Annotated in this window: 23 protein-coding genes; 13 read left to right on the top strand and 10 right to left on the bottom strand. The window is 71.5% G+C overall.

Annotated features, from left to right (window positions below; all coding sequences use genetic code 11):
* The first annotated feature begins 16 nt into the window (after positions 1-16).
* From ACH4XV_RS02445 to ACH4XV_RS02430, 4 genes are all read left to right on the top strand, one after another.
* On the top strand, positions 17-883 hold the full coding sequence (locus tag ACH4XV_RS02445; protein ID WP_395786355.1) for an NAD(P)H-binding protein: 867 nt from the start codon (positions 17-19) through the stop codon (positions 881-883).
* Positions 884-1,822: 939 nt separating this feature from the next.
* Positions 1,823-3,346, top strand: a complete 1,524-nt coding sequence (locus tag ACH4XV_RS02440) for an RNA polymerase sigma factor (protein ID WP_395786353.1) — start codon at positions 1,823-1,825, stop codon at positions 3,344-3,346.
* Positions 3,347-3,599: 253 nt separating this feature from the next.
* The gene (locus ACH4XV_RS02435; protein WP_395786351.1) at positions 3,600-4,439 is read left to right on the top strand and encodes an SAM-dependent methyltransferase; all 840 of its coding nucleotides are present in this window, start codon (positions 3,600-3,602) and stop codon (positions 4,437-4,439) included.
* Positions 4,440-4,506: 67 nt separating this feature from the next.
* Positions 4,507-5,940, top strand: a complete 1,434-nt coding sequence (locus ACH4XV_RS02430; protein WP_395786349.1) for a PLP-dependent aminotransferase family protein — start codon at positions 4,507-4,509, stop codon at positions 5,938-5,940.
* A 171-nt stretch (positions 5,941-6,111) separates the two neighbouring features.
* Here ACH4XV_RS02430 and ACH4XV_RS02425 read toward each other — a convergent pair whose 3' ends face one another.
* Genes ACH4XV_RS02425 through ACH4XV_RS02415 form a run of 3 tightly spaced genes read right to left on the bottom strand, consistent with a single transcriptional unit; the run spans position 6,112 to position 8,711 of the window.
* On the bottom strand, positions 6,112-7,125 hold the full coding sequence (locus ACH4XV_RS02425; RefSeq protein WP_395786348.1) for an NAD(P)/FAD-dependent oxidoreductase: 1,014 nt from the start codon (positions 7,123-7,125) through the stop codon (positions 6,112-6,114).
* Positions 7,122-7,640, bottom strand: a complete 519-nt coding sequence (locus ACH4XV_RS02420; RefSeq protein ID WP_395786346.1) for an isoprenylcysteine carboxyl methyltransferase family protein — start codon at positions 7,638-7,640, stop codon at positions 7,122-7,124. Before ACH4XV_RS02420 ends, ACH4XV_RS02425 begins: the two co-directional genes overlap by 4 nt.
* A 6-nt stretch (positions 7,641-7,646) precedes the next feature.
* Positions 7,647-8,711 carry a type III polyketide synthase gene (locus tag ACH4XV_RS02415; protein ID WP_395786344.1) on the bottom strand — a complete coding sequence of 355 codons (1,065 nt, stop codon included), beginning with the start codon at positions 8,709-8,711 and terminating at the stop codon, positions 7,647-7,649.
* A gap of 195 nt (positions 8,712-8,906) precedes the next feature.
* On the opposite strand from ACH4XV_RS02415, the gene ACH4XV_RS02410 reads away from it, so the two are divergent.
* From ACH4XV_RS02410 to ACH4XV_RS02390, 5 genes are all read left to right on the top strand, one after another.
* Positions 8,907-9,881: a UbiA family prenyltransferase gene (locus ACH4XV_RS02410; protein WP_395786342.1), complete on the top strand. Its 975-nt coding sequence runs from the start codon at positions 8,907-8,909 to the stop codon at positions 9,879-9,881.
* A gap of 259 nt (positions 9,882-10,140) precedes the next feature.
* Positions 10,141-11,046: an ABC transporter substrate-binding protein gene (locus tag ACH4XV_RS02405; RefSeq protein WP_395786340.1), complete on the top strand. Its 906-nt coding sequence runs from the start codon at positions 10,141-10,143 to the stop codon at positions 11,044-11,046.
* A 102-nt stretch (positions 11,047-11,148) separates the two neighbouring features.
* Complete coding sequence (locus ACH4XV_RS02400; protein ID WP_395786338.1) at positions 11,149-12,063, top strand: amino acid ABC transporter permease; 915 nt, start codon at positions 11,149-11,151, stop codon at positions 12,061-12,063.
* Positions 12,064-12,113: 50 nt separating this feature from the next.
* The gene (locus tag ACH4XV_RS02395) at positions 12,114-12,866 is read left to right on the top strand and encodes an amino acid ABC transporter ATP-binding protein (RefSeq protein ID WP_395787040.1); all 753 of its coding nucleotides are present in this window, start codon (positions 12,114-12,116) and stop codon (positions 12,864-12,866) included.
* A 169-nt stretch (positions 12,867-13,035) separates the two neighbouring features.
* Positions 13,036-14,376, top strand: a complete 1,341-nt coding sequence (locus ACH4XV_RS02390; RefSeq protein WP_395786336.1) for a class I SAM-dependent methyltransferase — start codon at positions 13,036-13,038, stop codon at positions 14,374-14,376.
* 15 nt (positions 14,377-14,391) lie between these two features.
* On the opposite strand, the gene ACH4XV_RS02385 is transcribed toward ACH4XV_RS02390, so the two are convergent.
* Entirely contained in the window at positions 14,392-14,787 is a 396-nt protein-coding gene (locus ACH4XV_RS02385) for a hypothetical protein (protein WP_395786334.1), read from the bottom strand.
* 312 nt (positions 14,788-15,099) lie between these two features.
* Positions 15,100-16,320 (bottom strand): helix-turn-helix domain-containing protein, encoded by a 1,221-nt coding sequence (locus tag ACH4XV_RS02380; protein WP_395786332.1) that lies wholly within the window; start codon positions 16,318-16,320, stop codon positions 15,100-15,102.
* 128 nt (positions 16,321-16,448) lie between these two features.
* Here ACH4XV_RS02380 and ACH4XV_RS02375 point away from each other — a divergent pair, with 128 nt between their 5' ends.
* Together ACH4XV_RS02375 and ACH4XV_RS02370 are read left to right on the top strand one after the other, a co-directional pair.
* Positions 16,449-17,564: a methyltransferase domain-containing protein gene (locus ACH4XV_RS02375; protein WP_395786330.1), complete on the top strand. Its 1,116-nt coding sequence runs from the start codon at positions 16,449-16,451 to the stop codon at positions 17,562-17,564.
* Between the two features lie 77 nt (positions 17,565-17,641).
* The gene (locus ACH4XV_RS02370; RefSeq protein WP_395786328.1) at positions 17,642-18,199 is read left to right on the top strand and encodes a hypothetical protein; all 558 of its coding nucleotides are present in this window, start codon (positions 17,642-17,644) and stop codon (positions 18,197-18,199) included.
* 36 nt (positions 18,200-18,235) lie between these two features.
* Here ACH4XV_RS02370 and ACH4XV_RS02365 read toward each other — a convergent pair whose 3' ends face one another.
* The 3 genes from ACH4XV_RS02365 to ACH4XV_RS02355 all read right to left on the bottom strand — a co-directional run bounded on the left by ACH4XV_RS02365 (position 18,236) and on the right by ACH4XV_RS02355 (position 21,066).
* Positions 18,236-19,024: an SDR family oxidoreductase gene (locus tag ACH4XV_RS02365; protein WP_395786326.1), complete on the bottom strand. Its 789-nt coding sequence runs from the start codon at positions 19,022-19,024 to the stop codon at positions 18,236-18,238.
* Positions 19,021-19,776 carry an SDR family oxidoreductase gene (locus ACH4XV_RS02360; protein ID WP_395786324.1) on the bottom strand — a complete coding sequence of 252 codons (756 nt, stop codon included), beginning with the start codon at positions 19,774-19,776 and terminating at the stop codon, positions 19,021-19,023. Before ACH4XV_RS02360 ends, ACH4XV_RS02365 begins: the two co-directional genes overlap by 4 nt.
* 66 nt (positions 19,777-19,842) lie before the next feature.
* Positions 19,843-21,066, bottom strand: coding sequence for an acyl-CoA dehydrogenase family protein (locus ACH4XV_RS02355; protein WP_395786322.1), 1,224 nt, complete (start codon positions 21,064-21,066; stop codon positions 19,843-19,845).
* 204 nt (positions 21,067-21,270) lie between these two features.
* Between ACH4XV_RS02355 and ACH4XV_RS02350 the strand changes: the two genes are divergently transcribed.
* Both ACH4XV_RS02350 and ACH4XV_RS02345 read left to right on the top strand, forming a co-directional pair.
* The gene (locus ACH4XV_RS02350; protein WP_395786320.1) at positions 21,271-21,903 is read left to right on the top strand and encodes a TetR/AcrR family transcriptional regulator; all 633 of its coding nucleotides are present in this window, start codon (positions 21,271-21,273) and stop codon (positions 21,901-21,903) included.
* A gap of 43 nt (positions 21,904-21,946) precedes the next feature.
* Positions 21,947-22,588: a GNAT family N-acetyltransferase gene (locus ACH4XV_RS02345; protein ID WP_395786317.1), complete on the top strand. Its 642-nt coding sequence runs from the start codon at positions 21,947-21,949 to the stop codon at positions 22,586-22,588.
* 465 nt (positions 22,589-23,053) lie between these two features.
* Here ACH4XV_RS02345 and ACH4XV_RS02340 read toward each other — a convergent pair whose 3' ends face one another.
* Positions 23,054-23,707 carry an FMN reductase gene (locus tag ACH4XV_RS02340; RefSeq protein WP_395786315.1) on the bottom strand — a complete coding sequence of 218 codons (654 nt, stop codon included), beginning with the start codon at positions 23,705-23,707 and terminating at the stop codon, positions 23,054-23,056.
* A gap of 43 nt (positions 23,708-23,750) precedes the next feature.
* Complete coding sequence (locus ACH4XV_RS02335; protein ID WP_395786313.1) at positions 23,751-24,863, bottom strand: LLM class flavin-dependent oxidoreductase; 1,113 nt, start codon at positions 24,861-24,863, stop codon at positions 23,751-23,753.
* Positions 24,864-25,281 lie beyond the last annotated feature (418 nt).

Here is a 25,281-nt window from a genome sequence, read left to right as displayed (position 1 = left end):
GAAGCAGGCTGGACGCATGACAACCACGACCCGACCCGCATCGCAGCACCCGATCCTCGTCCTGGGCGGCACCGGCAAGACCGGCAGCCGCGTGGCCGCCGCCCTGCGCGCCCGGGGCGCCGACGTCCGGGTCGCCTCCCGATCCACCGAGGTGCCCTTCGACTGGTCCGACGAGAGCACCTGGGACCGGGTCCTGGACGGCGTCCGAGCCGTCTACCTGGTCCCACTGGACGGTGCCGAGGCCGGTCCCGCGTTCGTACGTCGGGCGGTCGCCGCCGGCGTCGAGCGCGTCGTCCTGCTCTCCGCGCGAGGCGTCGACACCCCCGGCTACTTCGCGGCGGACGATCCGGCCACGCGAGCCCGACTCGACCTGGAGGCCGCCGTGCGCGGCGCCGTCCCGGCGTGGACGATCCTGCGCCCGGGGTGGTTCGCGCAGAACTTCAGCGAGGGCCTGTTCCGCGACGGCATCCAGGCGGGCGAGCTGGTCCTGCCGACCGGCGCCGCGGCGGTGTCCTTCGTCGACACCGAGGACATCGGCGCCGTGGCCGCCGCCGCCCTGCTCGACCCCGGCCACGACGGCGAGACCTACGAACTGTCCGGCCCCCGGGCGCTGACCTTCGACGCCGCGCTGGCCGAGATCGCCGCCGCCGGCGGTCGGCGGGCCGACTACGTGGCCGCCGACCCCGACGAGTACGCGGCCGCCCTGATCGCCCAGGGTGTGCCCGAGGTCGAGGTGGCCATGTGGACCTCCGCCCTGGGCAGCATCCACCGCGGCCTGGAGGCCACGATCTCCGACGGCGTCCCGCGCGCGCTGGGCCGCCCGGCCCGCGACTTCACCGAGTTCGTGCGCTCGGCCGCCCCCACCGGCGCCTGGACGCCCTGACCCCCGACCACCCACCCGCCGGGCCCGTCCGACACACCGCGGACGGGCCCGCCCGCACGCCCGCGACCGAATTCCACGACGCCCGCCGGAGGTCCCGGCCACGCCGCCGAAGAGGGCAAAAGAATCCGGCCCACAATCACCCGACCGCATTCCGGATGCCGCCCGCCCAATCACCGCGCTCACCCATCGCATCCGAAAGCGGCACGCTCGGTATCGACTGCCGAAACCCTCCGCCCGAATTCACTCTTTCGCCGGCGCGGCGCACCGGATATCCATCCCGGCGGCAAAACAATCACGCACAACCGCTACCACCCGAACAGCCGATGAATACCGATCCCGGCGACACCCGATTCCCGGCGGCCCGCACCACCCCGCGCATTACCGCCGCAGCGCCGCGCAAAAAAGTCCGGCCACCGCTTTCCACCGCGCCCCGACCCCCGCGCCGGCCCCCGCCGGCCCACCCGTCGGAGCCCGACGCCCGGCGGCGGCCCCCGACTTCGCGGGCGTAACGCGCCCGAGGGCGGGCATTCTCAAGACAGGTTCGGGATCGTCCGAGCGACCCCGACGCCGACGACCGGTCCCTGTCCTGTCCCTCCGACCCCACCCTCCCCGAACATCCGTCTCGTCCCACCGGCATCCGGTCGCCGCCGATCCCCGGCCCGGCAGGCGTGTGCGACCGCGCCCGAGCCCGGAAACCCGGGCCCATCGGCACGATCACGCAGATCACCGGACCGTCCCGCACACTGGGGGACCAACCGCTCGAAGCCGCTGCGGACCGACGTGACCCAGGTCACCCTCGTGGAGGCGTAACACTTGTACCGATCGGAGCGATGCCTTGAGTGGCGCCGGCAGCGCCGACGGGTCCGGTCCCGCGGATCCGTCATCGATTCGGTGTAGTTGCGGCGCCGCAGCATGCCCGCGTGAACCGAGAGGTTATTTGTGACCCCGAGCTCGTCCAGCACGCTTCCCAACAGAATCGCCGAATCGGAATCTCTGGTGGCGCTCATCGAGCGCGGCCGTGCCGAAGGATCGATTACCGGCGAGGACATACGCCGAGCCTTCGAAACGGATGCCATCCCTGCGACGCAGTGGAAGAGCATCCTCCGTAGCCTCAACGAGGTTCTTGACGAGGCGGGTGTGACGTTGACCGTCAACCCGGTCAAAGAGACCCAACGGAGAGACGTAGCCACAACTCGGCGATCTGTCAAGAAGACGCTATCCACGCGCTCAACCCGTGTCAAGAACACAGAGACCTTGCCCGCGCAAGCCACGCCCGCGGCAACGGAATCGGGAGAGTCCGTCGTGGAATCTGCTCCGAAGCCGAAGAAGGCCGCAGCCAAGAAGAAGACCGCGGCCAAGAAGACGACGTCCACCACCACCACCGAGACCACCCCCGTCGAGCCGAGTGTCCCCAAGGACGGCGACGAGGCGTTGGTCGAAGAGGACCTGTTCGACGAGCCCGGCGACGCCGTGGCCCCCGAGGTCGGGCCCAGCGGTTTCGTTCTCACCACCGACGAGGACGACGCCCCGCAGCAGCAGGTCACCACGCCGGGTGCCACCGCGGACCCGGTCAAGGACTACCTGCGGCTGATCGGCAAGGTCTCGCTGCTCAACGCCGAGCAGGAGGTGTCGATCGCCAAGCGCATCGAGGCCGGCCTGTTCGCGCTGGAGAAGCTGGACACCGAGCCCGGCCTGACCCCGCAGTTCCGGCACGAGCTGGAACTCGTCGCCGAGGACGGCAAGCGGGCCAAGAACCACCTCCTGGAGGCCAACCTCCGCCTGGTGGTCTCGCTGGCCAAGCGCTACACCGGTCGCGGCATGCTCTTCCTGGACCTGATCCAGGAGGGCAACGTCGGTCTCATTCGTGCGGTCGAGAAGTTCGACTACACGAAGGGCTTCAAGTTCTCCACCTACGCCACCTGGTGGATCCGGCAGGCGATCACCCGGGCCATGGCCGACCAGGCGCGGACGATCCGCATCCCGGTCCACATGGTCGAGGTGATCAACAAGCTCGCGCGCGTGCAGCGCCAGATGCTCCAGGACCTGGGCCGCGAGCCCACCCCGGAGGAGCTGGCCAAGGAACTCGACATGACGCCGGAGAAGGTCGTCGAGGTCCAGAAGTACGGGCGCGAGCCGATCTCGCTGCACACCCCCCTCGGCGAGGAGGGCGACAGCGAATTCGGTGACCTGATCGAGGACACCGAGGCGATCCGACCGGCCGACGCGGTCAGCTTCACCCTGCTTCAGGAGCAGCTGCACTCGGTCCTGGACACCCTCGCCGAGCGCGAGGCCGGGGTGATCTCGATGCGCTTCGGGCTCACCGACGGTCAGCCGAAGACGCTGGACGAGATCGGCAAGGTCTACGGGGTGACGCGCGAGCGCATCCGGCAGATCGAGTCGAAGACGATGTCCAAGCTGCGCCACCCGTCCCGCTCCCAGGTGCTGCGCGACTACCTGGACTAGAGGCAGGACCCCGGGTACGGACGGACCGCCACGGCGGCGCCCTCCGTCCGTACCCGGCGCAATCCTCCGCGCCACGGCACCACCTCGACGCCCGGCTGATCCCACCAAGTGCGGACATCGGCCGACTCGTCCCCTCCGCCGACCGCGAACTCCCGCGTGTGGCAAGGGAGTCGACCGCAGGAGCCCACCGGTCGCCGCCTACCATCGGCGGTGAGCCGTTCGGCCCCTCCGGCGACCACGAGGTGTTGAGATCATGACCGAGAACGCGGAATCCCGACTGTGGTCGACCGACCCGGAGGGCGCGCCCGCGCCGGCCGGGGTCGACGTCACCGTGCCCAGCGTCGCCCGTGTCTACGACTTCCTGATCGGCGGCAAGGACAATTACGCGGCCGATCGCGAGGTGGCCCGGAAGCTGATCGCGGTGGCGCCCGACCTCGCGCGCGACGCCGGCGCGCATCGGCGCATCCTGCACCGGGGCGTGCGCTTCCTGGTCGAGCAGGGCGTCCGGCAGTTCCTCGACATCGGGTCCGGGTTGCCGACCGCGCAGAACACCCACCAGGTCGCCCAGGCGGTGGCGGCGGACAGCACCGTGGTCTACGTCGACAACGACCCGATCGTGCTCGCGCACGGTCGTGCGCTGCTGGCCGAGAACGAGCGGACCACGGTGATCACGGCCGATCTGCGTGAGCCCGGGTCGATTCTGAAGAACCCCGAGGTGTTGCGCCTGATCGACTTCGACCGGCCGGTCGCGCTGATGTTGCTGGGCGTCATCCACCACATCAACGACGACGAGGACCCGGCCGGCCTGCTGCGCACCTACCTCGACGCGCTGCCGTCCGGGAGTTGGCTGTTCCTGACCCACTTCCTGCGCAGCGGTCCCGAGTCGGAGCAGATGGAGCGGGTCATGCAGGGCTCGCACAAGAGCGGCCGGTTCCGCGAGCGCGCGGAGATCGCCGCCTACCTCGACGGGCTGGAGCCCGCCGACCCGGGGCTGGTGTACGTCGACCTGTGGCGCCCGGAAGAGCCCGTCGACGAGGCCGACCTCACGGTGAGCCAACGCCTGGTCCTCGGCGCGGTCGCCCGCAAGCCGTAGCGGGTGCGGTCCGGCGGCGGCCGTGGGCATGCGTGGGCGGTGTTCGCACGATGCATACGATGAGGCCATGAGCACGCCGATCGCGGACGATCCGGCCCGGTGGATCGGGCGAGATCTGCATCTGGAGGTGTCCGGGGCGGGCGGGCGGCGTGCCGGGTTGATCCGGGCGATCCGGGAGGCCATCCGCAGCGGACGGCTCGGGCCGGACACGCCGTTGCCGCCGTATCGCTCGCTCGCGGCGGATCTGGGCATCGCGCGCAACACCGTCGCCGACGCGTACGCGGAGTTGGTCGCCGAGGGCTGGTTGACCGCGCGGCAGGGGTCCGGGACGCGGGTGGCCCGGCGGGCCGAGCCGTTGGCCGCGCCGCGCCCCCGGGCCAGGGTGCGACCGGTCGCCGGGAATCCGGCGGGGCCGACGTACAACCTGCGCCAGGGGCAGCCCGACGCGGCGTCCTTCCCGCGTGCGGCGTGGGTGGCGTCGGCGCGGCGGGCGTTGAACGCGGCGCCGAGCGAGGCGTTCGGGCCCGGGGATCCGCAGGGGCGCCCGGAGTTGCGGGCCGCGCTGGCGGACTACCTCGCGCGGGTGCGGGGGGTGCGTACCCATCCGGACCGGATCGTGGTCTGCTCCGGGTTCGCGCATGCGTTGCGGTTGTTGTTCGGCGGGGTGTTGCGGGGGCCGGCCGCGGTGGAGGCGTACGGGCTCGCCTTCCATCGCTCCATCCTGGCGGCGGCGTCGGTGCGCACGTTGCCGCTGGCGATCGACGAGCACGGCGCCGACACGGCCGGGTCGGCCGCGTTGGCGCGGGCGCGGGTGGCGGTGCTCACCCCGGCCCACCAGTTCCCCACGGGCGGGCCGCTGCCGCCGGAGCGTCGGGTCGCCGCGCTCGACTGGGCACGGGCGGGCGGCGGGATCGTGGTGGAGGACGACTACGACGGGGAGTTCCGCTACGACCGGCGGCCGGTGGGCGCGGTCCAGGGCATGGATCCGGACCGGGTGATCTATGTCGGTTCGGTGAGCAAGAGCCTGTCCCCCGCGATCCGGCTCGGCTGGATGGTGTTGCCCGGGCATCTGGTCGAGGACGTGCTCGCGGTGAAGGGACAGCGCGAGGCGTGGGCCGGGGTCACCGATCAGCTCACGCTGGCCGACTTCATCGAGGGCGGCCACTACGACCGGCACATCCGCCGGATGCGGCAGCGCTATCGGGCCCGCCGAGACCACCTGGTCGCGGCGCTGGCCGAACACGCACCGCACGTAAGCGCAACGGGAATCGCCGCGGGCTTGCACGCGGTGTTGCAACTGCCTCCGGGCACCGAGCCCGCCACCGTCGCCGCAGCCGAACGCGAGGGCCTGGCCCTGGACGCCCTGTCGACCTTCCGCCACCCCGACACCGACTCCCCGGCCCGCGACGGCCTGGTGGTCGGCTACGCCACACCCCCGGACCACGCGTACCCGGCAGCGGTAACGGCACTGTGCCGAGCCCTGGCCTCGGCAACGGCGTAACCACGCACCCGAGCAGCACCGAACCCGGATCCGGGAAACCCACCCCACCTCCCCAACGCTCGCAGCCCGATGCTCGGCGGGCGGCTTCCCCCGCTCCCCTGCCGGCCGGCTGCGCCCTCGCCGGGCCCGGCGTCCGGTGGCAGCGCCTCGCGGTTTCGGGTCGTCCGCCGGTCAGGCGAGGGCGTTGACGATTGTGGTGAAGGCGGTGGGGAGGCGGTGGGCGGCCGGGACGATCAGGCGGGCGGTTCGGGGGTGGGCGCGGGCGGTGAGGAGGGCTTCGGTGAGTACGCGGTGGCGGCGGGAGAGGCGGCGCCAGTCGCGCTCGTAGCGCTCGGGGCGGCCCGCCCGCACGGCCGCGACCAGGGCGCGGGCCGAGGCAAGGGCCAGGGCGACGCCCTCGCCGGTGAGCGCGTCGGTGTAGCCGGCCGCGTCGCCCACGAGCAGCACCCGGCCCGCGACGCGGCTGCGCACCCGCCGGCGCAGCGGTCCCGCGCCGCGTACCTCGCCGCCCGCCGCGCCGGCGAGCCGTTCGCGCAGGGCCGGGAACGCGGCGAGGTGGTCGGCGTAGGTGCGACCGCGCGGGCCGAGCATGGCGACGCCCACCAGCTCCGGGCCGACCGGCGTCACGTACGCCTCGCCGCGCGGCGACCAGTGCACCTCGACGAAATCGGTCCACGGCGCGATCGGGTAGTGCCGGCGCAGCCCGTACCGCCGCTCCCGCCGATCGCGCGGCGCGGGGCCGAGCGCGGCCCGTACGGGCGAGTGCAGGCCATCGGCCGCCGCGAGCCAGCGTGCGGTCAGCCCGGCCGCGGTCACCGAGTGCGCGTCCTGGCGGACCTCGGCGACCCGGCCGATCCGGTGCTCCACGCCCAGGGCCAGGGCCCGTTCGTACAGCGCCGCGTGCAGCGTGGTCCGGCGCACCCCGAGCCCCGGCCCGGCCCGGAACCGCGCCTCCACCGCGTGCCGGCTGTCCACGTACCGGATCCCGGCCAACGGCCGCCCGGCGGGCGTCACTCCGAGCGCGGCGAGCGCGGCCACCCCGGCCGGCATCAGCCCCTCGCCGCACGCCTTGTCCACCGGCGTGGGGCGCGGTTCGACCACAACCACACGCAGCCCCGCGAGCGCGCCGTGGATCGCGGTGGCCAGCCCCGCCGGCCCACCACCCGCGACGAGCAGGTCGATCACGCGGTCGCCGCCGACAGCGCGGCGGACTCGCAGCGAATCCGGACCACCATCAACGCGGCGTTGAGGGTGGTGAAGGCGAGCGCGGTGATCCAGGCGCCGTGCACCAGGGGCAACGCCGCGCCCTCGACCGCCACCGCGACGTAATTGGGGTGGCGCAGCCAGGAGAGCCGATACGGCCCGCGCCGGATCAGCGGCGACCCGGGCACGACCACGACCTGGGTGTTCCAGTGCGGCCCGAGCGCGGTGATGCACCACCAGCGCAACGCTTGCGCGGCCACCGTGAGCGCAACCATGGTCCACCCGAGCGCGGGTACGAACGGCCGGTCGGTCAGGCCGACTTCGAGTACGCACGCGGCCAGCAGGCCGACGTGCAGCACGACCATCGGCGGGTAGTGTCCCCGCCCACTGACCACGCCGCCCCGGGCCAGGCTCCAGGCCAGATTGCGCCGCGCGACCACCAGTTCCGCGAGCCGTTCGAGGGCGACCAGGCCGACCAGGGCGAAATACCAATACATCGCGACCTACCACTCCACCAGGACGAGTTCGGAGCAGAACCCGGGGCCCATCGCGATCATCAGGCCGGGGGTCCCTGGTTCCGGCCGGGCGGCGATCGTGTCGCGCAGCACGTGCAGCACCGACGTCGAGGACAGGTTCCCGGTCGCGGCCAGGGACCGCCAGGTCGCGTCGAGGGCGCCGGCGGGCAGGTCCAGCGTCTCGGCGACCGCCTCCAGCACCCTGGGGCCGCCGGGGTGGCACACCCACGCGGTGATGTCGGCCGTGGTCAGGCCGTGGTCGGCGAGGAAGTCCCGGACGTCGCCGCCGAGATGGGTGCGGGCCATCTCCGGTACGTCGGCGCCGAGCACGATCCGAAAGCCCGAACCGCCCACGTCCCAGCCCATCACCCGCTCCGAGTCGGGGTACATCCGGCTGCGGGCGGCGATCACCCTGGGCCCGTCCCCGTTCCCGTGTCCCGGCTCGCGGTCGTCCCCGCGGACCACCACCGCCGCCGCGCCGTCGCCGAACAGCGCGCTCGCCACCACGTTGGCCATCGACGCGTCGTCGCGCTGGAGGGTGAGCGAGCACAGCTCGACCGAGACCAGCACCGCGACCTCGTCGGGCCGGTCGCGCAGGTAGTCGTGCAATCGGGCGATCCCGGCCGCACCCGCCACGCAGCCCAGGCCGAACACCGGCAGCCGTTTGACGTCCTCGCGCAGGCCGAGCCGGCCGACCAGGCGCGCGTCGACGGAGGGCACCGCCAGGCCGGTCACGGTGGTGAACAGGATCAGGTCCACGTCCCGCGCGCCGAACCCGGCGGCGCCGAGCGCGGACTCGGTCGCCTCGGCGGCGAGGTCGACCGCGACCTCCAGCCAGACGTCGTTGGCCGCGCCGAAGTCCGCCAACTTGGCGTAGTGGTCGAGCGGCAGCGCCAGATGGCGGGTGTCCACCCGGGCACTGGCGTGCACCCGGTCGAGTACGCGCCGATCGGCGCCGGTCGGCAGGCACAGCGCCGCGAACGTGTCGGTGATCTCGGCCTGTGGGTATCGGTGCGGCGGCAGTGCACCACGGACGGCGGCGATGCGGGTCATGGCGATTCCCCTGCTGGATTAGGGGGCGGGGCTGGAATAACGGGTGAAAAGGCAGGTATCGGGAGGTGGGAGAGGTAGGAACGCTGGAACAGTGCCCAGCGCGAACACGGAACCCACGTCGTTTGCCCGTAGTTGCCGCCCGCATGCGCTCCGACCCCTCCGGTCCCACCGCCGACTCACCCGAAGGACACCCACGTGAGTGACACCGCAGCGCCGAGCCGCCCCGCCTCGCACCCCGCCCCGCGCCCCCTCGGCCGTCCGCTCGCCCGCCTGCGCGCCCGCCGCCGCTCCGGCGCTCCCGGCCATCCTGAACGGCCCCCCGCCGTCGGCCTCCTGCTCGCCTGCCACCCCGGCCCGACCGTCGCCGTGACCGCGCTGACCACCGGGCTCGCCCGCGCCGCCGGCCGGGACGCGCGCGGCTGCGTACTGGTGGGCGCGGCCGTGCTCGCCGGGCAGTTGTCGGTCGGCTGGTGCAACGACGCGGTGGACGCCGAACGGGACCGGGCGGCGGGGCGCGGCGGCAAGCCGGTGGCGGCCGGCCTGGTCGGGGCCGATCAGGTGGCGCGCGCCGCCCGCCGCGCGCTCGTGGTGTGCGTTCCGCTGTCCTACGCGTCCGGGCCCGCGGCCGGCACCGCGCATCTGGTCGGCGTGGGTGCGGCCTGGGCGTACGACCTCGGGGTCAAGAGCACGACCGGGTCGTGGGTGCCGTACGCGATCGGATTCGGCAGCCTGCCGGCGTTTGTCGCGTTCGGGCTGCCGGGCCGACCCGGGCCCACCTGGTGGATCGTCGGCGCCGCCGCGCTGCTCGGCTGCGGGGCGCATCTGGCGGACGCGCTGCCGGACCTGGCCGGCGATCGGGCGACGGGGGTGCGCGGCCTGCCGCACCGGCTCGGCCCGACCGGGATCCGGGCGCTCACCCCGCTGCCGCTCCTCGCCGCCACCGCGCTGCTCGCGTACGGCCGGCCGGATCGCGCGGGCCGACTCGCCCTCCTCGGCGCGGGCACCCTCGCCGCGACCGGCGCGCTGCTCGGCGGCCGGCGGCCCCGGATCCCCTTCGCGTCCTCCGTGGCGGTCGCCGCGATCGACGTTGTGCTGCTGCTCCGCCGGGGTACCGGGATCGCACGGACCGGTTCGCGTGACGTCGGACGATCATCACGCCAATGCGCGTAGACCCGTCCCCGCCAGAGCTGTTTCGGTATGCCCTGAAAAAGGGCTGATGGGATGAAATAGAGCGATCGCTGCTTGACGGTCTGTCAAATTGGATCTTCGTATTTAACAATCTGTCCCATTGTCCCGCTCAGAGCATCAGGAAATCATTCATGCCCATAGCTCGATCCAGGATCAGTCCAAACCGCCCGCAGATCGGTCGCCCCGAGCCAGCTCGTGCCGTGCCGGCACCTCTGTCCCCTCACACTGGAGGAACCCGCACATGAGCGGTCGCTTCACCCACCGCCGTCTGATCGCGTCCGCCGCGACCCTGATCGCGGGATCCATGCTGTTGACCGCCTGTGGCGACGACGGCGGCGACAGCGCGCTCGGCAAGAAGGACGAGAACGCCCCCTTCTTCAAGATGCTGCCGCCCGACGTCCAGAAGTCCGGCAAGATCACGATCGGCTCCGAGGTCGCGTACGCGCCCATCGAGTTCATGAAGGACGGCAAGGCGGTCGGCGTCGACCCCGAGCTGGCCGCGGCACTCGCCAAGCAGCTGGGCGTCAAGTACGACTACAAGAACTCGCAGTTCGACTCGCTGATCACCGGCATCACGTCCAAGCGCTTCGACATCGTGATGTCGGCGATGACGGACAAGAAGGAACGCCAGGGCCAGGGCCTGTCGTTCGTCGACTACTTCCGCGCGGGCACCTCGATCCTGGTGCAGAAGGGCAACCCGCAGCACATCAAGTCGCTCGACGACCTGTGCGGGAAGACCGTCGCGCTCCAGCAGGCGACCACCAACGAGGACGTCGCCGCCGCCCAGTCCAAGAAGTGCGAGGAGTCGGGCAAGGGCGCGATCACCATCCAGAAGTACGAGCACGACGGCGAGGCCCTGCTGAAGCTGAAGAGCGGCGCCGCCGCGGCCGACCTCAACGACTTCCCCGTCGCCGCGTACAACGCGCAGACCTCCGGCGACGGCAAGGACTTCGAGGTCACCGGCGACCAGATCGACGCCGGTCTGTACGGCATCGGCGTCGGCAAGGACAACACGCAGCTCCAGCAGGCGCTGAAGTCGGCCCTGGAAGCGCTGATCAAGAACGGCGAGTACGCCAAGATCCTGGCCAACTGGAAGGTCGAGGCCGGCGCCGTCACCGACGTCACCATCAACGGCGCCACCTCCTGATCGCCGGGTCCGGCCCGACCGTCGCCCGGCGGCCGGGTCGGACCCGAACCGCGCCCGCCCGACCGCGTCCGTACTCGTGCTCCAAGAGGAGGTCACCCGACCGTGACCACGCCCGCAACACCCCCTGCCGACAAACAGCCGGTCAAGCGGGAACCCATCAAGGCCATCCCCGTACCGCACTACGGCCGCTGGGTCGCCGCCGTCGTGGTCCTCGCCCTGGTCGGCCTGCTGATCAACGCGTTCGCGAGCGCGAAGATCCACTGGGACGTGACCGGCGACTACCTCTTCGACGACCAGATCATGAAGGGCGCCGGCAACACCCTGCTGATCAGCCTGGCGGCCATGGCGGTCGGGCTCGTCCTCGGTGTGCTGGCGGCGATCATGCGGCTGTCCGGCAACCCGGTCACCTCGACCGTCGCCTCTGTCTACATCTGGTTCTTCCGCGGCACCCCGGTCCTGGTGCAGTTGCTCATCTGGGGCAACCTCGCGCTGGTCTTCCCGACCATGTTCGGCCAGAACACCAACGATGTGATCACCCCGTTCATGGCGGCGCTGCTCGGCCTCGGCATCAACGAGGGCGCCTACATGGCGGAGATCGTGCGCTCCGGCATCCAGTCGGTGGACGAGGGCCAGACCGAGGCGGCGCACGCGCTCGGCATGTCCAAGGGCCGCACCCTGCGCCGGATCGTACTGCCGCAGGCGATGCGGGTGATCGTGCCGCCGACCGGCAACGAGTTCATCAACATGCTCAAGACGTCCTCGCTCGCCAGCGCGGTGGTCTATCCCGAAGTGCTGCAGAAGGCGAAGGACGTGTACACGCACAACCTCGCGGTGATGGAACTCCTCTTCGCCGCATGTTTCTGGTACCTGCTGCTGACCACGGTGTTCAGCATCGGCCAGTACTACCTCGAGCGCTACTTCGCTCGTGGATCCAGTCGAGCCTTGCCGCCCACGCCGCTCCAGCGGATCATGGCCAATGTGTTCAGCACCCGGCGCCCGGGGGGCAAGACCCGATGACGACCAATCTCGACAAGCCCGCACCCCGCCCGGCCGAGCCCGGTCGGGTGATGGTCCGGGCCGAGGACGTCTGCAAGTCGTTCGGCCCTCTCGAAGTGCTCAAGGGCATCGACCTGGAGGTCGCGACCGGCGAGGTCATGTGCATCGTCGGCCCCTCCGGCTCCGGCAAGTCCACCTTCCTGCGCTGCATCAACCACCTGGAGAAGGTCAACGCCGGGCGGTTGTGGGTGGACGGCCACCTCGTCGGCTACCGGGAGAAGGACGGCAAGCTCTACGAGCTCAAGGACAGCGAGGTCGCGCTCAAGCGGCGCGACATCGGCATGGTCTTCCAGCGCTTCAACCTGTTCCCGCACATGACCGCCGCGGGCAACATCATGGAGGCGCCGACCCAGGTCAAGGGCATAAGCAAAACCGAGGCCCGGGCCCGCGCGCACGAGCTGCTGGCGCGGGTGGGTCTGGCCGACAAGGCCGACGCCTACCCCTCGCAGCTGTCCGGTGGCCAGCAGCAGCGGGTGGCCATCGCCCGGGCACTGGCGATGGACCCCAAGCTGATGCTCTTCGACGAGCCCACCTCGGCGCTCGACCCCGAACTGGTCGGCGAGGTGTTGGAGGTCATGCGCGGGCTGGCCGAGGACGGCATGACGATGATCGTGGTCACGCACGAAATGGGCTTCGCCCGCGAGGTGGGCGACTCATTGGTGTTCATGGACGACGGGTTGGTCGTCGAGGCGGGTAATCCGCGCGAGGTACTGGCCAACCCGCAGCACGAGCGCACGAAGGCGTTCCTGTCCAAGGTGCTGTGACCTCGGCGTAGCGCGCGTCTGGTCGGGTCGGCGGCCGTCCTGCTCCGTCCGGGGCGGCTCGCCGGCCCGGACGGAGCAATTCCGTTCGAGCCGCGGCGCGCGTGGGGTAGGGGCACCGGTGTCGCCCGGCTCGGGAGTCCGGGGATCCACCACCGCGGAGGAATCCGTCATGCCGCACACCGCCGACCGCCTCGCCGCACTGGCTCAGCAGGTCCTCGGCCGACCGTCGCCGATCCGGATCCGGGCCTGGGACGGCAGCGAGGCCGGTCCGCCGGACGGTCCGGCGCTGGTCGTGCGCAATCGCCGCGCGCTGCGCCGCCTGTTGTGGTCGCCGGGCGAACTCGGCTTCGCCCGTGGCTGGGTGTCGGGCGACCTCGACGTGGACGGCGACCTCTACGACGCGCTGACCCGGCTGTCCGGGCTGGCGCTCAACCGCGAGGAGCCGGTTCCGGCGGGGCCGGTGGCCGGGGTCGCCGGGGCGGCCCGGCTCGGACCCGTCGCCCGGCTGCGCGAGGCCGGGCGTATCGCGCGCGACGCGGTCCGCCCGATGGGCACGATGCTCTCCCTGACCGGGCTGCCGGTGCCGCCGCCGGCGCCCGCCGAGGAGGTCCGGCGCCGCCGGGGCGTGCTGCACAGCGTGCGCCGCGACCAGGAGGCGATCCGGCACCACTACGACGTCGGCAACGACTTCTACGCCCTGGTCCTGGGTCCGTCGATGGTCTACTCCTGCGCCTATTGGGATCGCCCCGAGGCGACGTTGGAGGACGCCCAGCGGGCGAAGCTGGACCTGATCTGCCGCAAACTCGCGCTCGGCCCCGGCATGCGGCTGCTCGACGTCGGCTGCGGGTGGGGCTCGATGGCGCTGCACGCCGCCGAGCACTACGGCGTGGAGGTGGTGGGGATCACCATCTCGCACGAACAGGCCGACCTGGCCCGCAAACGTGTCTCCGAGGCCGGTCTGACGGGGCGGGTGGAGATCAGGATCCAGGACTACCGCGAACACGCCGACGGCCCCTACGACGCGATCTCCTCGATCGGCATGGCCGAACACGTGGGCCGCGTGCAGTTCCGCGCCTACGCCGACACGCTGTACGAACTCCTGCGCCCCGGCGGCCGGTTGCTCAACCACCAGATCTCCCGCCGCCCGGTACCGAACGAAGAGGCCTACCAGGTCGACGAGTTCATCGACCGCTACGTCTTCCCCGACGGCGAACTGGCCCCGATCGGCACCACGGTGTCGGTCCTGGAGGAAGCCGGCCTGGAGGTCCGAGACGTACACGCGCTCCGCGAGCACTACGCGACCACACTGCGCGCATGGGTAACCAACCTCGAATCCAACCAGGACGAAGCAGCCCGCCTGACCACCCGGGGCAGAGCCCGCGTCTGGCGCCTGTACATGGCCGCCTCGGCCCTGGCCTTCGAACAGAACCGAATCGGCGTAAACCAAATCCTCGCCGTCAAAACCCCACCCACAGGCCACTCCGGAATGCCCCCCACCCGCACCCTGTAGCCCCGGGCCGGGGGCCTATCGCCCCCGCACCCACCATGCCTCCTGAGCGGCCTTGATCCTCTCCCACACATCCCCAAACGGGTCCCCTGGGTCCGCCCCGGCCACAAACGGCGGCTCCCCCCACTCCGCCACCGCCCCCATCGGACAATCGACCCGCTCCAGATCCGACACCAACGCGAACCACGCCGCCCCTTCGGGCGGCTGAACAGTCGCCAACATGCCGCACTCCACGGCACACAACTCCATCAGCGTTCCCTCCGGCCGCAAGTCCGCCTCTCCCCCACCCACGTACCGCACCTCACGCCCCAAAGTCGGCGGCGGCAACCGGAGAACCACCAGGTCCCACACATCGGAAACGAATTCGATCCCGGTTCGCAGCCGCAGATACACCTGTCGCCCGTACACATCCATGAGCACACCTTCACGCCCCGAATACGCGTCCCGACACCACGCATACCGGTAACCCTCAAGGAACTCCCGCCCTTTGGCGACGTCTTCCTGCGTACTTCCCGAAACCCACCGCCGAGCCGTCGATCGATATGCCATCGCGTGCACGCGTCCCTTCTCGTGAGTGCGGCCGACGCCGACGTCCCCACCCCGCGCGGTCGCGGTGGGGACGCGATGTGCGTGGGCGGCTTGCCGCATCTGTGACCGTAGGGACGGTGCCGGGGGTGGGCCAGGGGCGGGGTGGGCGACTTTGTCTGCGGGGTGGGACGTCGTGTCCTACTCGGTGGCGATTTGCAGGCGGTCGGCGAGGGCGAGGATCGGGGCGCAGCGGCGGTGTTCGCGGGCGGTCAGGTCGGTGATGACTCGGCGGGATGTGGCGTGGTAACGGAGCCATTCCGGGGCGGTTTGTTCGGCTTTGAGGATGGCTTGTGTGGCTCTGGGGTCGTCGGCAAGGTCGATGTGGGCAAGGGCGCGGTCGACGTGGTGGCGGGCCTGCCAGGTGGGTGGGAGGTGGTGGAGGCCGGTGATGCGGCGGGCCTCGGTCAGGGCCTTTTCAGGGCGGTCCATTTCGACGTAGGCGTTGACCGTGGCGACGCCCGCGTTGGTGGGGCCGAACGGTGTGGCGTAGTCCGTGCGGTCCGTGCCGATGCGGGCTGCGGCGGCGTTGGCGAGGCGCAGGAACTCGGCGGCGGTGTCTTTGCGTTCGGCGCGCACCGCGGCCGAGGCGGCGCGTAGGAGGAGGATGCCCCACAGCGCGACGTCGATCAGAGGTGTCTTCGTCAGCGACGGCTCGATCTTCTCCGCCGTTGCCTGGGCGACCCGTTGGGCGTCGTCTATCCGGCCCTGCTTGCTGAAGATCCAGGACAGCGTGGACATGCCGATGACTTCGAGGCGGGGGTCGTCGGAGTTCCGGGCCGCCGCGCCGGCGCGTTCCATCGCCGTGTACGCCGCGTCCTCCTTGCCGAGCGCAGCCAACGTGGTTGCCGCGACCTGGTATGCCTCGGCCAGTACGGCGAACGACGCGGCGCGGTCGGCGCCGGCGTGTTCGCGCGTGGCGGATCGGGCGTCCGCGATCAGGCGGGGCAGGATCGTGGCGATCTCCGACAACCTCCCCTCGCGGCGGATCGCCTCCGTCGACCGCAACGCCTCGCGCAGATCGTGCACGGACGGCGATTCACCGTCGGCGACCGCCGCTTCGTCGTCGAGCAGTTCGGCGACGGGAGTCACCGCCCGGCGCAGTGCCAGCAGGCTCGGGGACGGATCCCGGTCCGCCGCCGCCCCCTGGAACGTGGTCGGCTGCCCGATCAGCGTCGACGTCTCCACGTCGAGCGCACCCGCGAGCGCGTTGAGTGTCGAAAGCCGGGCCGTGAGGCGCTGGTTCTGCTCCAGTTTGCGGACCACGTCGACGGACACCCCCGCGACGGCGGCGAGCGATTCCTGTGTATGCCCCCTCCGCAGACGCAACCGCGCGATGCGGTCCCCGATGCTCTCTCGCATGGTCAGACTCCCGGCAGGTTGGGCGCTGCCCACTACGGTACGCCCCGATACGCGCGGGTCGGCAGCGCAAGCCGTCGGCGGGCGGCGTGCTTGACCCTCACGTGGCGTCATGGCGCATTGTCGGGGGTGTGGAGGAGCACCTGACTGTGGGGCGTGTGGCCGAGTTGGCCTGTGTGAGCGTGCGGACGCTGCACCACTACGACGAGATCGGGCTTGTGCGGCCGTCCGCGCGGATGGGGGCCGGGTACCGGGCGTACGCCGCCGGGGACGTGGAGCGGTTGCGGGAGGTGCTCGCCTATCGGCGACTCGGCTTCGGGCTGCGCGAGATCGCGGATCTGGTCGACGACCCCGACACCGACGCGGTCGCGCACCTGCGCCGATTGCGCGGTCTGCTCCTTGAACAGCGCGACCGGGCCGCCGCCATGGTGACGGCCATCGACACGGAACCGGAGGCACGGGCGAGGGGGATCAGAACCACCTCGGAGGACCAACTGAAGGTATTCGGCGCGCAGTTGTACGACACGATCGGATCCGCGTACCCGGTGACGCGCCGCACCGAGCCGCGCATCGCCGCGCGGGTCTGGGAAGCACTCGGCGACGCCCGAACCGTCCTGAACGTCGGCGCCGGCACCGGCTCGTACGAACCCCCGGACCGCGACGTGACCGCGGTGGAGCCGTCGGCGGTCATGCGGGCGCAGCGTCCCGCCGGCGCGGCGCCGTGCGTGGCGGCCGAGGCGGAGAGCCTCCCGTTCCCGGACCAGTCCTTCGACGCGGCCATGGCCTTCAGCACCATCCACCACTGGCGGGACCCGATCGCCGGGCTGCGCGAGATGCGGCGGGTGGCCCGGCGCGTGGTGGTGTTCACGCACGACGCCCACGACACCGCGTGGCGGGACCGGTTCCGGCTCATCCGCGACTACCTGCCCGAGGTCACCGGACTCGTCGCCGGCCGGCCCTCGGTGCAGCGGTTGGCCGGCACGATCGGCGCCCGCCTGGAACCGGTGCTCATCCCGTGGGATTGCGCCGACGGCTTCTTCGAGGCGTACTGGCGCCGCCCCGAGGCGTACCTGGACGAACCCGTGCGCCGCGCGATCTCGCTGTGGACCCGCGTCGGGCCGGAGGTCGAGCAGCGGGCGGTGGACCGGCTCCGCGACGACCTCTCCTCCGGCCGATGGTCCGAGCGCAACGGCGACTTGGCCGACCTCGACGCGGCGGAGCTGGGCCTGCGTTTGCTCGTGGCCTGAACACGACCGCCGGGTCGGCGAATTGGTTGTCGACAGCATTTGATGGAAAGGCCCCCGGGTGAACGGGAGGGGGACCGATGGCCGTTCGTGGTGCGGCGCCCGTACGGCGGAAGGTCGCGGCGGTCGCGCTGGGGGTGCTCGCGATTGTTTCGGCGGGCTGCGGCGGCGATGGCGGCAATGCGGCATCAAGCTCTGCGGAGCAGGACTCCGTACCGGATGAAGGGCGACTGCGGAAGTACCTGGACGGCTACGTCGCATTGCTCAACGCGGGCGACGTGTCGAAGTTGGCCCGGCATCTCGACATCGGCGGTGACCGAGGCAAGCAGGACGCCGAACTGCGGATGAAGGAGCACGGCCGGCAGCAATGGCGCGACGTCACCTACACGTGGAATCAACCGGTCTCCGTCGACCTGTACGACGTCAAGATCAAGGCATTCGCCGCCGCCACGTCCTCGTGGGTGCACGTCGACGAGAAGGTGGTCTGGAAGCGTTCCCGCGATCGGTGGGTGATCGTGTCGCACATTCCGGCGACAGCCGACCCGAGGAAACCGCACTCGGTCACCGGGCTCAGTCCGGTACCCGACCTCGACCCGAAGAGCCTCGCGCCGAAGGCGTGGCGTCCGAACTCCGGTTGAGTTCGCGGCGGTTCCTTCGACGCGATGGCGGTTTCCTCAGTCCTCCCGGGCCTGGTCCAGTCTGCCCTGGAGTTTGCGCATGCCGGCCAGCCAGCGGTCCGGGTCGGCCGCTCGGCTTGCATACATGCGGGCCACGTCCGGGTGGGGCAGGATCAGGAACGGGGCGCCCGCCGCGACCGCGTCGACCACCATGTCGGCGACCTGCTCCGGCTCCACGGCGTCGTCGTCCAGGAGCAGGCGGGCGGCCGGGCCGGAGGCGTCCAGGAGGGCCGTACGCACGCCTCGAGGGCAGATCGCCTGGACCGTGATGCCCTTGGCCCCATACGTGATCGCCATCCACTCGGCGAACGCGTACGCCGCGTGTTTGGTGACCGCGTACGCCGACGCGTCCAACATGGTGAGCAGCCCGGCGGCGGAGACCGTGGTGACCAGGTGGCCGCGACCGCGCGCCAGCCAGGCCGGGGTGAGCAGTCGCGCGGCGCGTACGTGTGCCATCACGTTGACGTCCCAGGACTGCTCCCACGCCTCCTCGGGCGCGTCCAAGCCGACGCCCGCGCCGATGCCGGCGTTGGCGCAGTAGACGTCGATCTCGCCGCCGAGCGCCGCCCGGGCCCCGGAGACCAGCGCCGCGACGCCCGCCTCCGTGGCCGCGTCGCCCGGCAACGCGACGGCGTCGATGTCGGCGGCCACCGCGTGGCACGCGTCCGGGTCGAGGTCGTTGACCACCACCCGCGCGCCGCCGGCGGCGAAGCGGCGGGCCAGGGCCGCGCCGATCCCCGCGCCGCCCCCGGTGACCACCACGCCCGCCCCCGCGAGCACCGTCACCCCACACCGCCGGACAGGCTCACGCCGCCGTCGACCAGCAGCGTCTGGCCGGTGATCCACCCCGCCTGCTCGGAGAGCAGGAACGCCACCGCGCCGGCCACGTCCTCGGGCACGCCGAGCCGGCCCATCGGGTACGCCGCCGCGACCTCCTCCTCGCGCCCCTCGTACAGCGCGGTCGCGAAGACGGTCTTGACCACGGCCGGCGCGACCGCGTTCACCCGTACGCGGGGCCCGAGTTCGCTCGCCAGCTGCGCGGTCAGGTGGGTCAGCGCGGCCTTGCTCACGCCGTAGAAGCCGATCCCGTGCGCGGGCCGCTCGCCGGCCATCGAGGACATGTTGACGATGGCGCCGCCGTGTTCGCCCAGCCACGCCTTGTACACCCGCTGGGTCCAGGCCAGCGCGGCGAGCAGGTTGACCTCCAGGATCTTGCGCCCGGCATCGAGGTCGAGTTCGACCAGCGGGCCGTAGACGGGGTTGATCCCGGCGTTGTTGACCAGCATGTCGATCCGGCCGAACGCCTCCAGGGTCGCGGCCACGGCGGCGTCCTGGTGGGCCGGGTCGTGTGCCTTGCCCGCGACGCCGATGGCATGCTCCGGGCCGCCGAGCGAGGCGACCACCTCGGCCAGGGTGTCCGCGCCGCGCGCGGTCACGCAGACGCGGTCGCCGCGCGCGACCAGCGCCTGGGCGATGCCCAGGCCGATGCCGCGGCTGGCGCCGGTGACGATGGCTACGGGGCGGGAGGTGTCGGTCACTGGGCGGCTGCCTCTCGGTCGGAACGGGGTGCGCGGGTCATGGTCCGCGTCAACGGGGTGCGCGGTTCACTGGCCCGCGTCTCGGTAGGGCTTGAGTTCGCGGTGGGCGAGCGAACGACGATGTACCTCGTCCGGCCCGTCGGCCAGGCGCAGCGTGCGGGCGTGCGTCCACAGCGAGGCGAGGACGAAGTCCTGGGACAGGCCGCCGGCGCCGTGCGCCTGGATGGCCTTGTCCAGGATCCATTCCACGGTGCTCGGCGTGGCGATCTTGATCGACTGGATCTCGCGGTGCGCGCCGCGGTTGCCGACGGTGTCCATCAGCCACGCGGTCTTCAGCACCAGCAGCCGCAACTGCTCGATCCGCACCCGGGATTCGGCGATCCACTCCTGGATCACCCCCTGCTCGGCCAGCGGTCCGCCGAACGCCTCGCGCGCCAGTACCCGACGGCACATCAGTTCCAGGCCGCGCTCGGCCATCCCGATCAGCCGCATGCAGTGGTGGATCCGCCCGGGGCCCAGCCGGGCCTGGGCGATCGCGAAGCCGTCGCCTGCGTTGCCGACGAGGTTGGTCGCGGGCACCCGTACGTCCTCGAAGACCACCTCGGCGTGTCCGCCGTGCGGGCCGTCGGTGTAGCCGAAGACGTGCATCCCGCGACGGATGTCCACCCCCGGGGTGTCGCGCGGCACCAGGATCATGCTCTGCCGGCGGTGGCGCGGCGCGTCGGGGTCGGTACGCCCCATCACGACCAGGATCTCGCAGGTGGGCGCCATCGCCCCGGAGGACCACCACTTGCGGCCGTTGATCACGTAGTCGTCGCCGTCGCGCACGATGCTCGTGGTGATGTTGGTGGCGTCGGAGGAGGCCACGTCGGGCTCGGTCATGCAGAACGCCGAGCGGATGGTGCCGTCGAGCAGTGGCCGCAGCCAGCGCTCGCGCTGCTCCGGGGTGCCGAAGTCGTGCAGCAGCTCCATGTTGCCGGTGTCCGGCGCGGCGCAGTTCAGCGCCTCCGGGGCCAGGTGCGGACTGCGCCCGGCGATCTCGGCCAGCGGCGCGTATTGCAGGTTGGTCAGCCCCGCGCCCTCCTCGCCCGGCAGGAACAGGTTCCACAGACCCCGTTTGCGCGCCTCGGCTTTCAACTCCGCCAGCACCGGCGGGCGGCCCCACGGGTCGGCGCCCGGAGCGGCCACCTGTTCGTCGAACACGGCCTCGGCGGGGTAGACGTGTTCGGTCATGAACGCGAGCAGCCGCTCGCGCAGTTCCTCGGTCCGGGCGTCGTAGCCGAAGTCCACCGGCGTGTACCTCCTCCTGGGTCGTCACCGAGTCGACGGCGTCGAGTCCGTAGGGTTTCGCGAAACGTGCGCGAGACGTGCGCGGGACGTGCCCGAGACGCGTACGAGGCATGCACGGAACACGACGCACCCGATTCACGGTACCGACCGGTCGGTATCTTGGCTAGACTGGCGTGCGTACGCTCCCGCGAAAGGTTGAACATCATGGCGGCAAGAGGTCGCGGAAACGCGGCGCCGGTCGAGTCCGACGCCGACGGGGCGTCGCTGCCGCAGCGGTTGGTGCGCATCGCCTCCCGGATGTTCGCCGAGCGCGGCTTCGAGAGCACCTCGGTACAGGAGATCGTGGCCGCCGCGGGGGTCACCAAGGGTGCGATGTACCACTACTACGCGTCCAAGGACGACCTCCTCGTCGAGATCTACCACCGCATGCTGGCGATGCAGACCAAACGCCTGAACACCATCGCCGACGGACCCGAGCCGGTGCTCGACCGGCTGCGCGAGGCCGCCGCCGACGTGGTGGTCACCACCCTCGGCAACATGGACGACGCGGTGGTCTACTTCCGCTCGATGCACCTGCTCGCGCCCGACAAGAGCGCCGAGATCCGGGCGGAGCGTCGGCGCTACCACGAGCGGTTCCGCGCGCTGATCGAACAGGGCCAGCGCGAGGGCCTGTTGCGCCGGGACGTGTCGGCCGACATCGCCACGCACAACTTCTTCGGCGGCGTGCACCACCTGAACAGCTGGTACCAGTTCGACGGGCCGATGTCCCCGCGCGAGGTCGGCGACGCGTTCGCCGACCTGCTGCTGCACGGGCTGACGCCGACGGCGACGCGCTGAAAATCCCGTGGCATCGGCGTCCCGGCAGCGCCCACAATCGAACATGCTCACCGATCATTGGCCGGTATTCGGCATCCGCGTGACCACGCCCAGGCTCGAACTGCGCCCGGCGACCCAGGACGACCTGGTGGCGCTGGTGGAACTGGCGGAGCAGGGTGTGCACGCTCCCGACTACATGCCGTTCAGCCTGCCGTGGACGCGCGAGCCGCAACCGGCGAAGGCCCGGAACGCGCTGCGGTTCTACTGGGGTACGTGGGCCAACTGGCAGCCGGACGACTGGCGCCTGCTGCTTGCCGTCGTGCACGAGGGCCGGGTGATCGGGACCCAGGAGGGCTGTGCCAAGGACTTCGCCCACCGGCGCGAGATCGGCTCGGGCTCGTGGCTGGGCCTGGCCCACCAGGGGCAGGGCTTCGGCACCGAGATGCGCGCGGGGTTGTTGGAACTGGCCTTCACCGGCCTCGGCACACGATGGGCGATCTCGGCCGCCCGGTTCGACAACGCCCCGTCGCTGGGGGTCTCGCGCCGCCTGGGCTACGTCGACGACGGCATCGACGTCCTGGCACACGACGGCGAGCCCCGCCCTTTCCAGCGCCTGCGGCTGACCCGCGAGGCGTGGTCGGCGCACCGCACCATCCCGGTCGAGGTCACGGGCCTGGACGCCTGCCGGGACATGTTCGGCGCGTAGCCTTCCGGCGGCGCCGACCGGTGGCGCCGACCCGTGCGACGCTCGTCGCGGCGTCGCTCAGGCGGGGTCGAAAACCGGTTGTCTGCTCAGCGTGGAGCGTACGGGCGAGCGTTCGACACGCTCCACCACCGCTTCCCGATGGACCTCCAGGGCCGGGTCCAGCACGAGTTCGTAGCGGCCGCATCCCGGCCGAGCCGCCGATGCCCCCCTTGAGGGTGTCGGCCACGCCCTCGTTGTCGTCGGTCCGAAACCTGACCTGCCAGGGGGTCGGTAGCGCCGTCGCGTCGATCATGGTGCCTCGCAACCACCTCTCCGTAGGAATCCGATCAGGATCAGGAGGGAAACGACAAGCCCACATACCGAGAACGGGATTCCGAATGTCGGACCCGCCATCGGCACGCGCCGGGTTCGACCGGCGGACGTCGACGGGCCCACCCCGTCGACGGCCGCCTTGCCAGGGCCCGCTCAGCCCTGTCCGAGCGCCGCCAACTGCTCGGCGAAGGGCACGACTTCGTCGATCGCGACGGTCGCGGACGACGACGGCCGGGTCGCCGGGTGTGGCGGCGACCCAGCCACCAAGTCGGCCAGTTCGCCGCCTGCGCGAGCGATCCGCGTGCCCACTCCCTCGACGCCTTCCCCGGCCGCCGCGCCCCATTCGTCGGTGGCCACGTACACCGAGGTCGGTACGACCGTGGCCCGCAGGTAGGCGAACAGCGGGCGCAGCGCGTGCTCCAGGGCGAGCGAGTGCCGCGCCGTGCCGCCGGTCGCCGCGATCAGCACCGGCTTTCCGATCAGCGCGGTGTTGTCCAGGACGTCGAAGAACGACTTGAACAGCCCGCTGTAGGACGCGCTGAAGATCGGCGAGACCACGATCAGCGCGTCGGCCGCGACGACCGTGTCGATCGCGGCCCGCAACCCGGGCGGCGGGAAGCCGGTGACCAGGTTGTGCGCGATGTCGACGGCGAGGTCGCGCAGTTCGATCGTGTGCGCCTCGACCGCGACCTCCCGCTCGTCCAGGCGCCGGCGGGTCGCCTCGGCGAGCCGGTCGCCGAGCAGCCGGGTGGACGACGGTTTGCCGAGTCCGGCCGAGACGACGACGAGCTTCAGCGGTTCTGCCATCACTGTTACCTTCTCCCTTTCCACGCCGGTGGGTTCGCTGCCGTCAGGACGTCTGCGGGACGGCTTCCGCCGACACCGCCGCCGCGTCGCGCCGGGCGACCAGCGCCGCGTGGGTGGGGCCGTCCGGCACCTGGGCCGGCCGTCGGGCGGCGAACTCCTCGCGCAGCACCGGCAGTACCTCCTCGCCGAACAGGTCGAGCTGTTCGAGCACGGTCTTCAGCGGCAGGCCCGCGTGGTCCATCAGGAACAGCTGGCGCTGGTAGTCGCCGAACGAGTCGCGGAAGGTCAGCGTCTTGTCGATGACCTCCTGCGGGCTGCCCACGGTCAGCGGCGTCTGGTCGGTGAACTCCTCCAGCGACGGACCGTGCCCGTACACCGGCGCGTTGTCGAAGTAGGGACGGAACTCGCGCACCGCCTCCTGCGAGTTGCGCCGCATGAAGATCTGTCCGCCGACGCCGACGATGGCCTGGTCCCGCGTACCGTGCCCGTAGTGCTCGAAGCGGTCCCGGTAGAGGTTGATCAGGCGCACGAAGTGGTCGCGCGGCCAGAAGATGTTGTTGGCGAAGAACCCGTCGCCGTAGTAGGCCGCCTGCTCGGCGATCTCCGGGCTGCGGATCGACCCGTGCCAGACGAACGGCGGCACGCCGTCCAGCGGGCGCGGCGTCGACGTGAAGCTCTGCAGCGGGGTACGGAAGCGGCCCTCCCAGTCCACCACTTCCTTGCGCCACAGCTCGTGGAGCAGCGCGTAGTTCTCGATCGCCAGCGGGATGCCCTGGCGGATGTCCTGACCGAACCACGGGTACACCGGCCCGGTGTTGCCACGGCCCATCATCAGGTCCACCCGGCCGTCGGCCAGGTGCTGGAGCATCGCGTAGTCCTCGGCGATCTTCACCGGGTCGTTGGTGGTGATCAGCGTGGTGGAGGTGGAGAGGATGATCCGCTCGGTCCGCGCGGCGATGTAGCCGAGCATCGTGGTCGGCGAGGACGGCACGAACGGCGGATTGTGGTGCTCACCGGTGGCGAACACGTCCATGCCGATCTCTTCGGCCTTGAGCGCGATGGCCACCATCGCCTTGATCCGCTCGTGCTCGGTCGGCTCCCGACCGGTCGTGGGGTCGACGGTGACGTCACCGACGGTGAAGATCCCGAACTGCACGATGACCACTCTCTCAGTAGTTGAACTCTCAATCACCCCGTCCAAGCAGAATCCCACGCCGGGTATTCCCACCCCACCCGCACCCCCGGGGCAGCCCGGGCGCTGGGCGGCCCGGGGCGGGCGGGGCGGAGGCGACAGGGCCGACCGGAGGCTCCGGGCGGCCCTACAGCGAACGCCCGTCGCGGGTGGCGATCGGAAACGAGGGGCACGGGGGCATGGCCCGTCCGGCGTGCGGAGCCCACCCACGCACGATCCGCACGCCGGCCCCGGCCTCGCAGGCCGGACCGCGCCGAGCCAGGCGGTATGAGGTGCGTCCGCTCGCGCGGGATCCGCGTGCGGACCCGCGGGACAGGGCCCAGGCCCTGTCCGGCGGATCTTGCCGGGGCCGCGCCGCCCGGCACCGCACCTCGCCGCACCG

The sequence above is a fragment of the Embleya sp. NPDC020630 genome, from assembly GCF_044334985.1.
Lineage (GTDB): Bacteria > Actinomycetota > Actinomycetes > Streptomycetales > Streptomycetaceae > Embleya.
The sequence above is the reverse complement of the archived record's forward strand: the minus strand, read 5'-3'. Positions and strand labels throughout refer to the sequence as shown.

What these genes read in the sequence shown, in the direction of transcription:
- ACH4XV_RS02420 (WP_395786346.1), bottom strand. Translation starts at nt 7,640, where the DNA reads ATGTATTGGTATTTCGCCCTGGTCGGCCTGGTCGCCCTCGAACGGCTC.
- ACH4XV_RS02380 (WP_395786332.1), bottom strand. Translation starts at nt 16,320, where the DNA reads ATGCGAGAGAGCATCGGGGACCGCATCGCGCGGTTGCGTCTGCGGAGG.
- ACH4XV_RS02405 (WP_395786340.1), top strand. Translation starts at nt 10,141, where the DNA reads ATGAGCGGTCGCTTCACCCACCGCCGTCTGATCGCGTCCGCCGCGACC.
- ACH4XV_RS02390 (WP_395786336.1), top strand. Translation starts at nt 13,036, where the DNA reads ATGCCGCACACCGCCGACCGCCTCGCCGCACTGGCTCAGCAGGTCCTC.
- ACH4XV_RS02350 (WP_395786320.1), top strand. Translation starts at nt 21,271, where the DNA reads ATGGCGGCAAGAGGTCGCGGAAACGCGGCGCCGGTCGAGTCCGACGCC.
- ACH4XV_RS02340 (WP_395786315.1), bottom strand. Translation starts at nt 23,707, where the DNA reads ATGGCAGAACCGCTGAAGCTCGTCGTCGTCTCGGCCGGACTCGGCAAA.
- ACH4XV_RS02435 (WP_395786351.1), top strand. Translation starts at nt 3,600, where the DNA reads ATGACCGAGAACGCGGAATCCCGACTGTGGTCGACCGACCCGGAGGGC.
- ACH4XV_RS02345 (WP_395786317.1), top strand. Translation starts at nt 21,947, where the DNA reads ATGCTCACCGATCATTGGCCGGTATTCGGCATCCGCGTGACCACGCCC.
- ACH4XV_RS02430 (WP_395786349.1), top strand. Translation starts at nt 4,507, where the DNA reads ATGAGCACGCCGATCGCGGACGATCCGGCCCGGTGGATCGGGCGAGAT.
- ACH4XV_RS02370 (WP_395786328.1), top strand. Translation starts at nt 17,642, where the DNA reads ATGGCCGTTCGTGGTGCGGCGCCCGTACGGCGGAAGGTCGCGGCGGTC.
- ACH4XV_RS02395 (WP_395787040.1), top strand. Translation starts at nt 12,114, where the DNA reads ATGGTCCGGGCCGAGGACGTCTGCAAGTCGTTCGGCCCTCTCGAAGTG.
- ACH4XV_RS02385 (WP_395786334.1), bottom strand. Translation starts at nt 14,787, where the DNA reads ATGGATGTGTACGGGCGACAGGTGTATCTGCGGCTGCGAACCGGGATC.
- ACH4XV_RS02445 (WP_395786355.1), top strand. Translation starts at nt 17, where the DNA reads ATGACAACCACGACCCGACCCGCATCGCAGCACCCGATCCTCGTCCTG.
- ACH4XV_RS02415 (WP_395786344.1), bottom strand. Translation starts at nt 8,711, where the DNA reads ATGACCCGCATCGCCGCCGTCCGTGGTGCACTGCCGCCGCACCGATAC.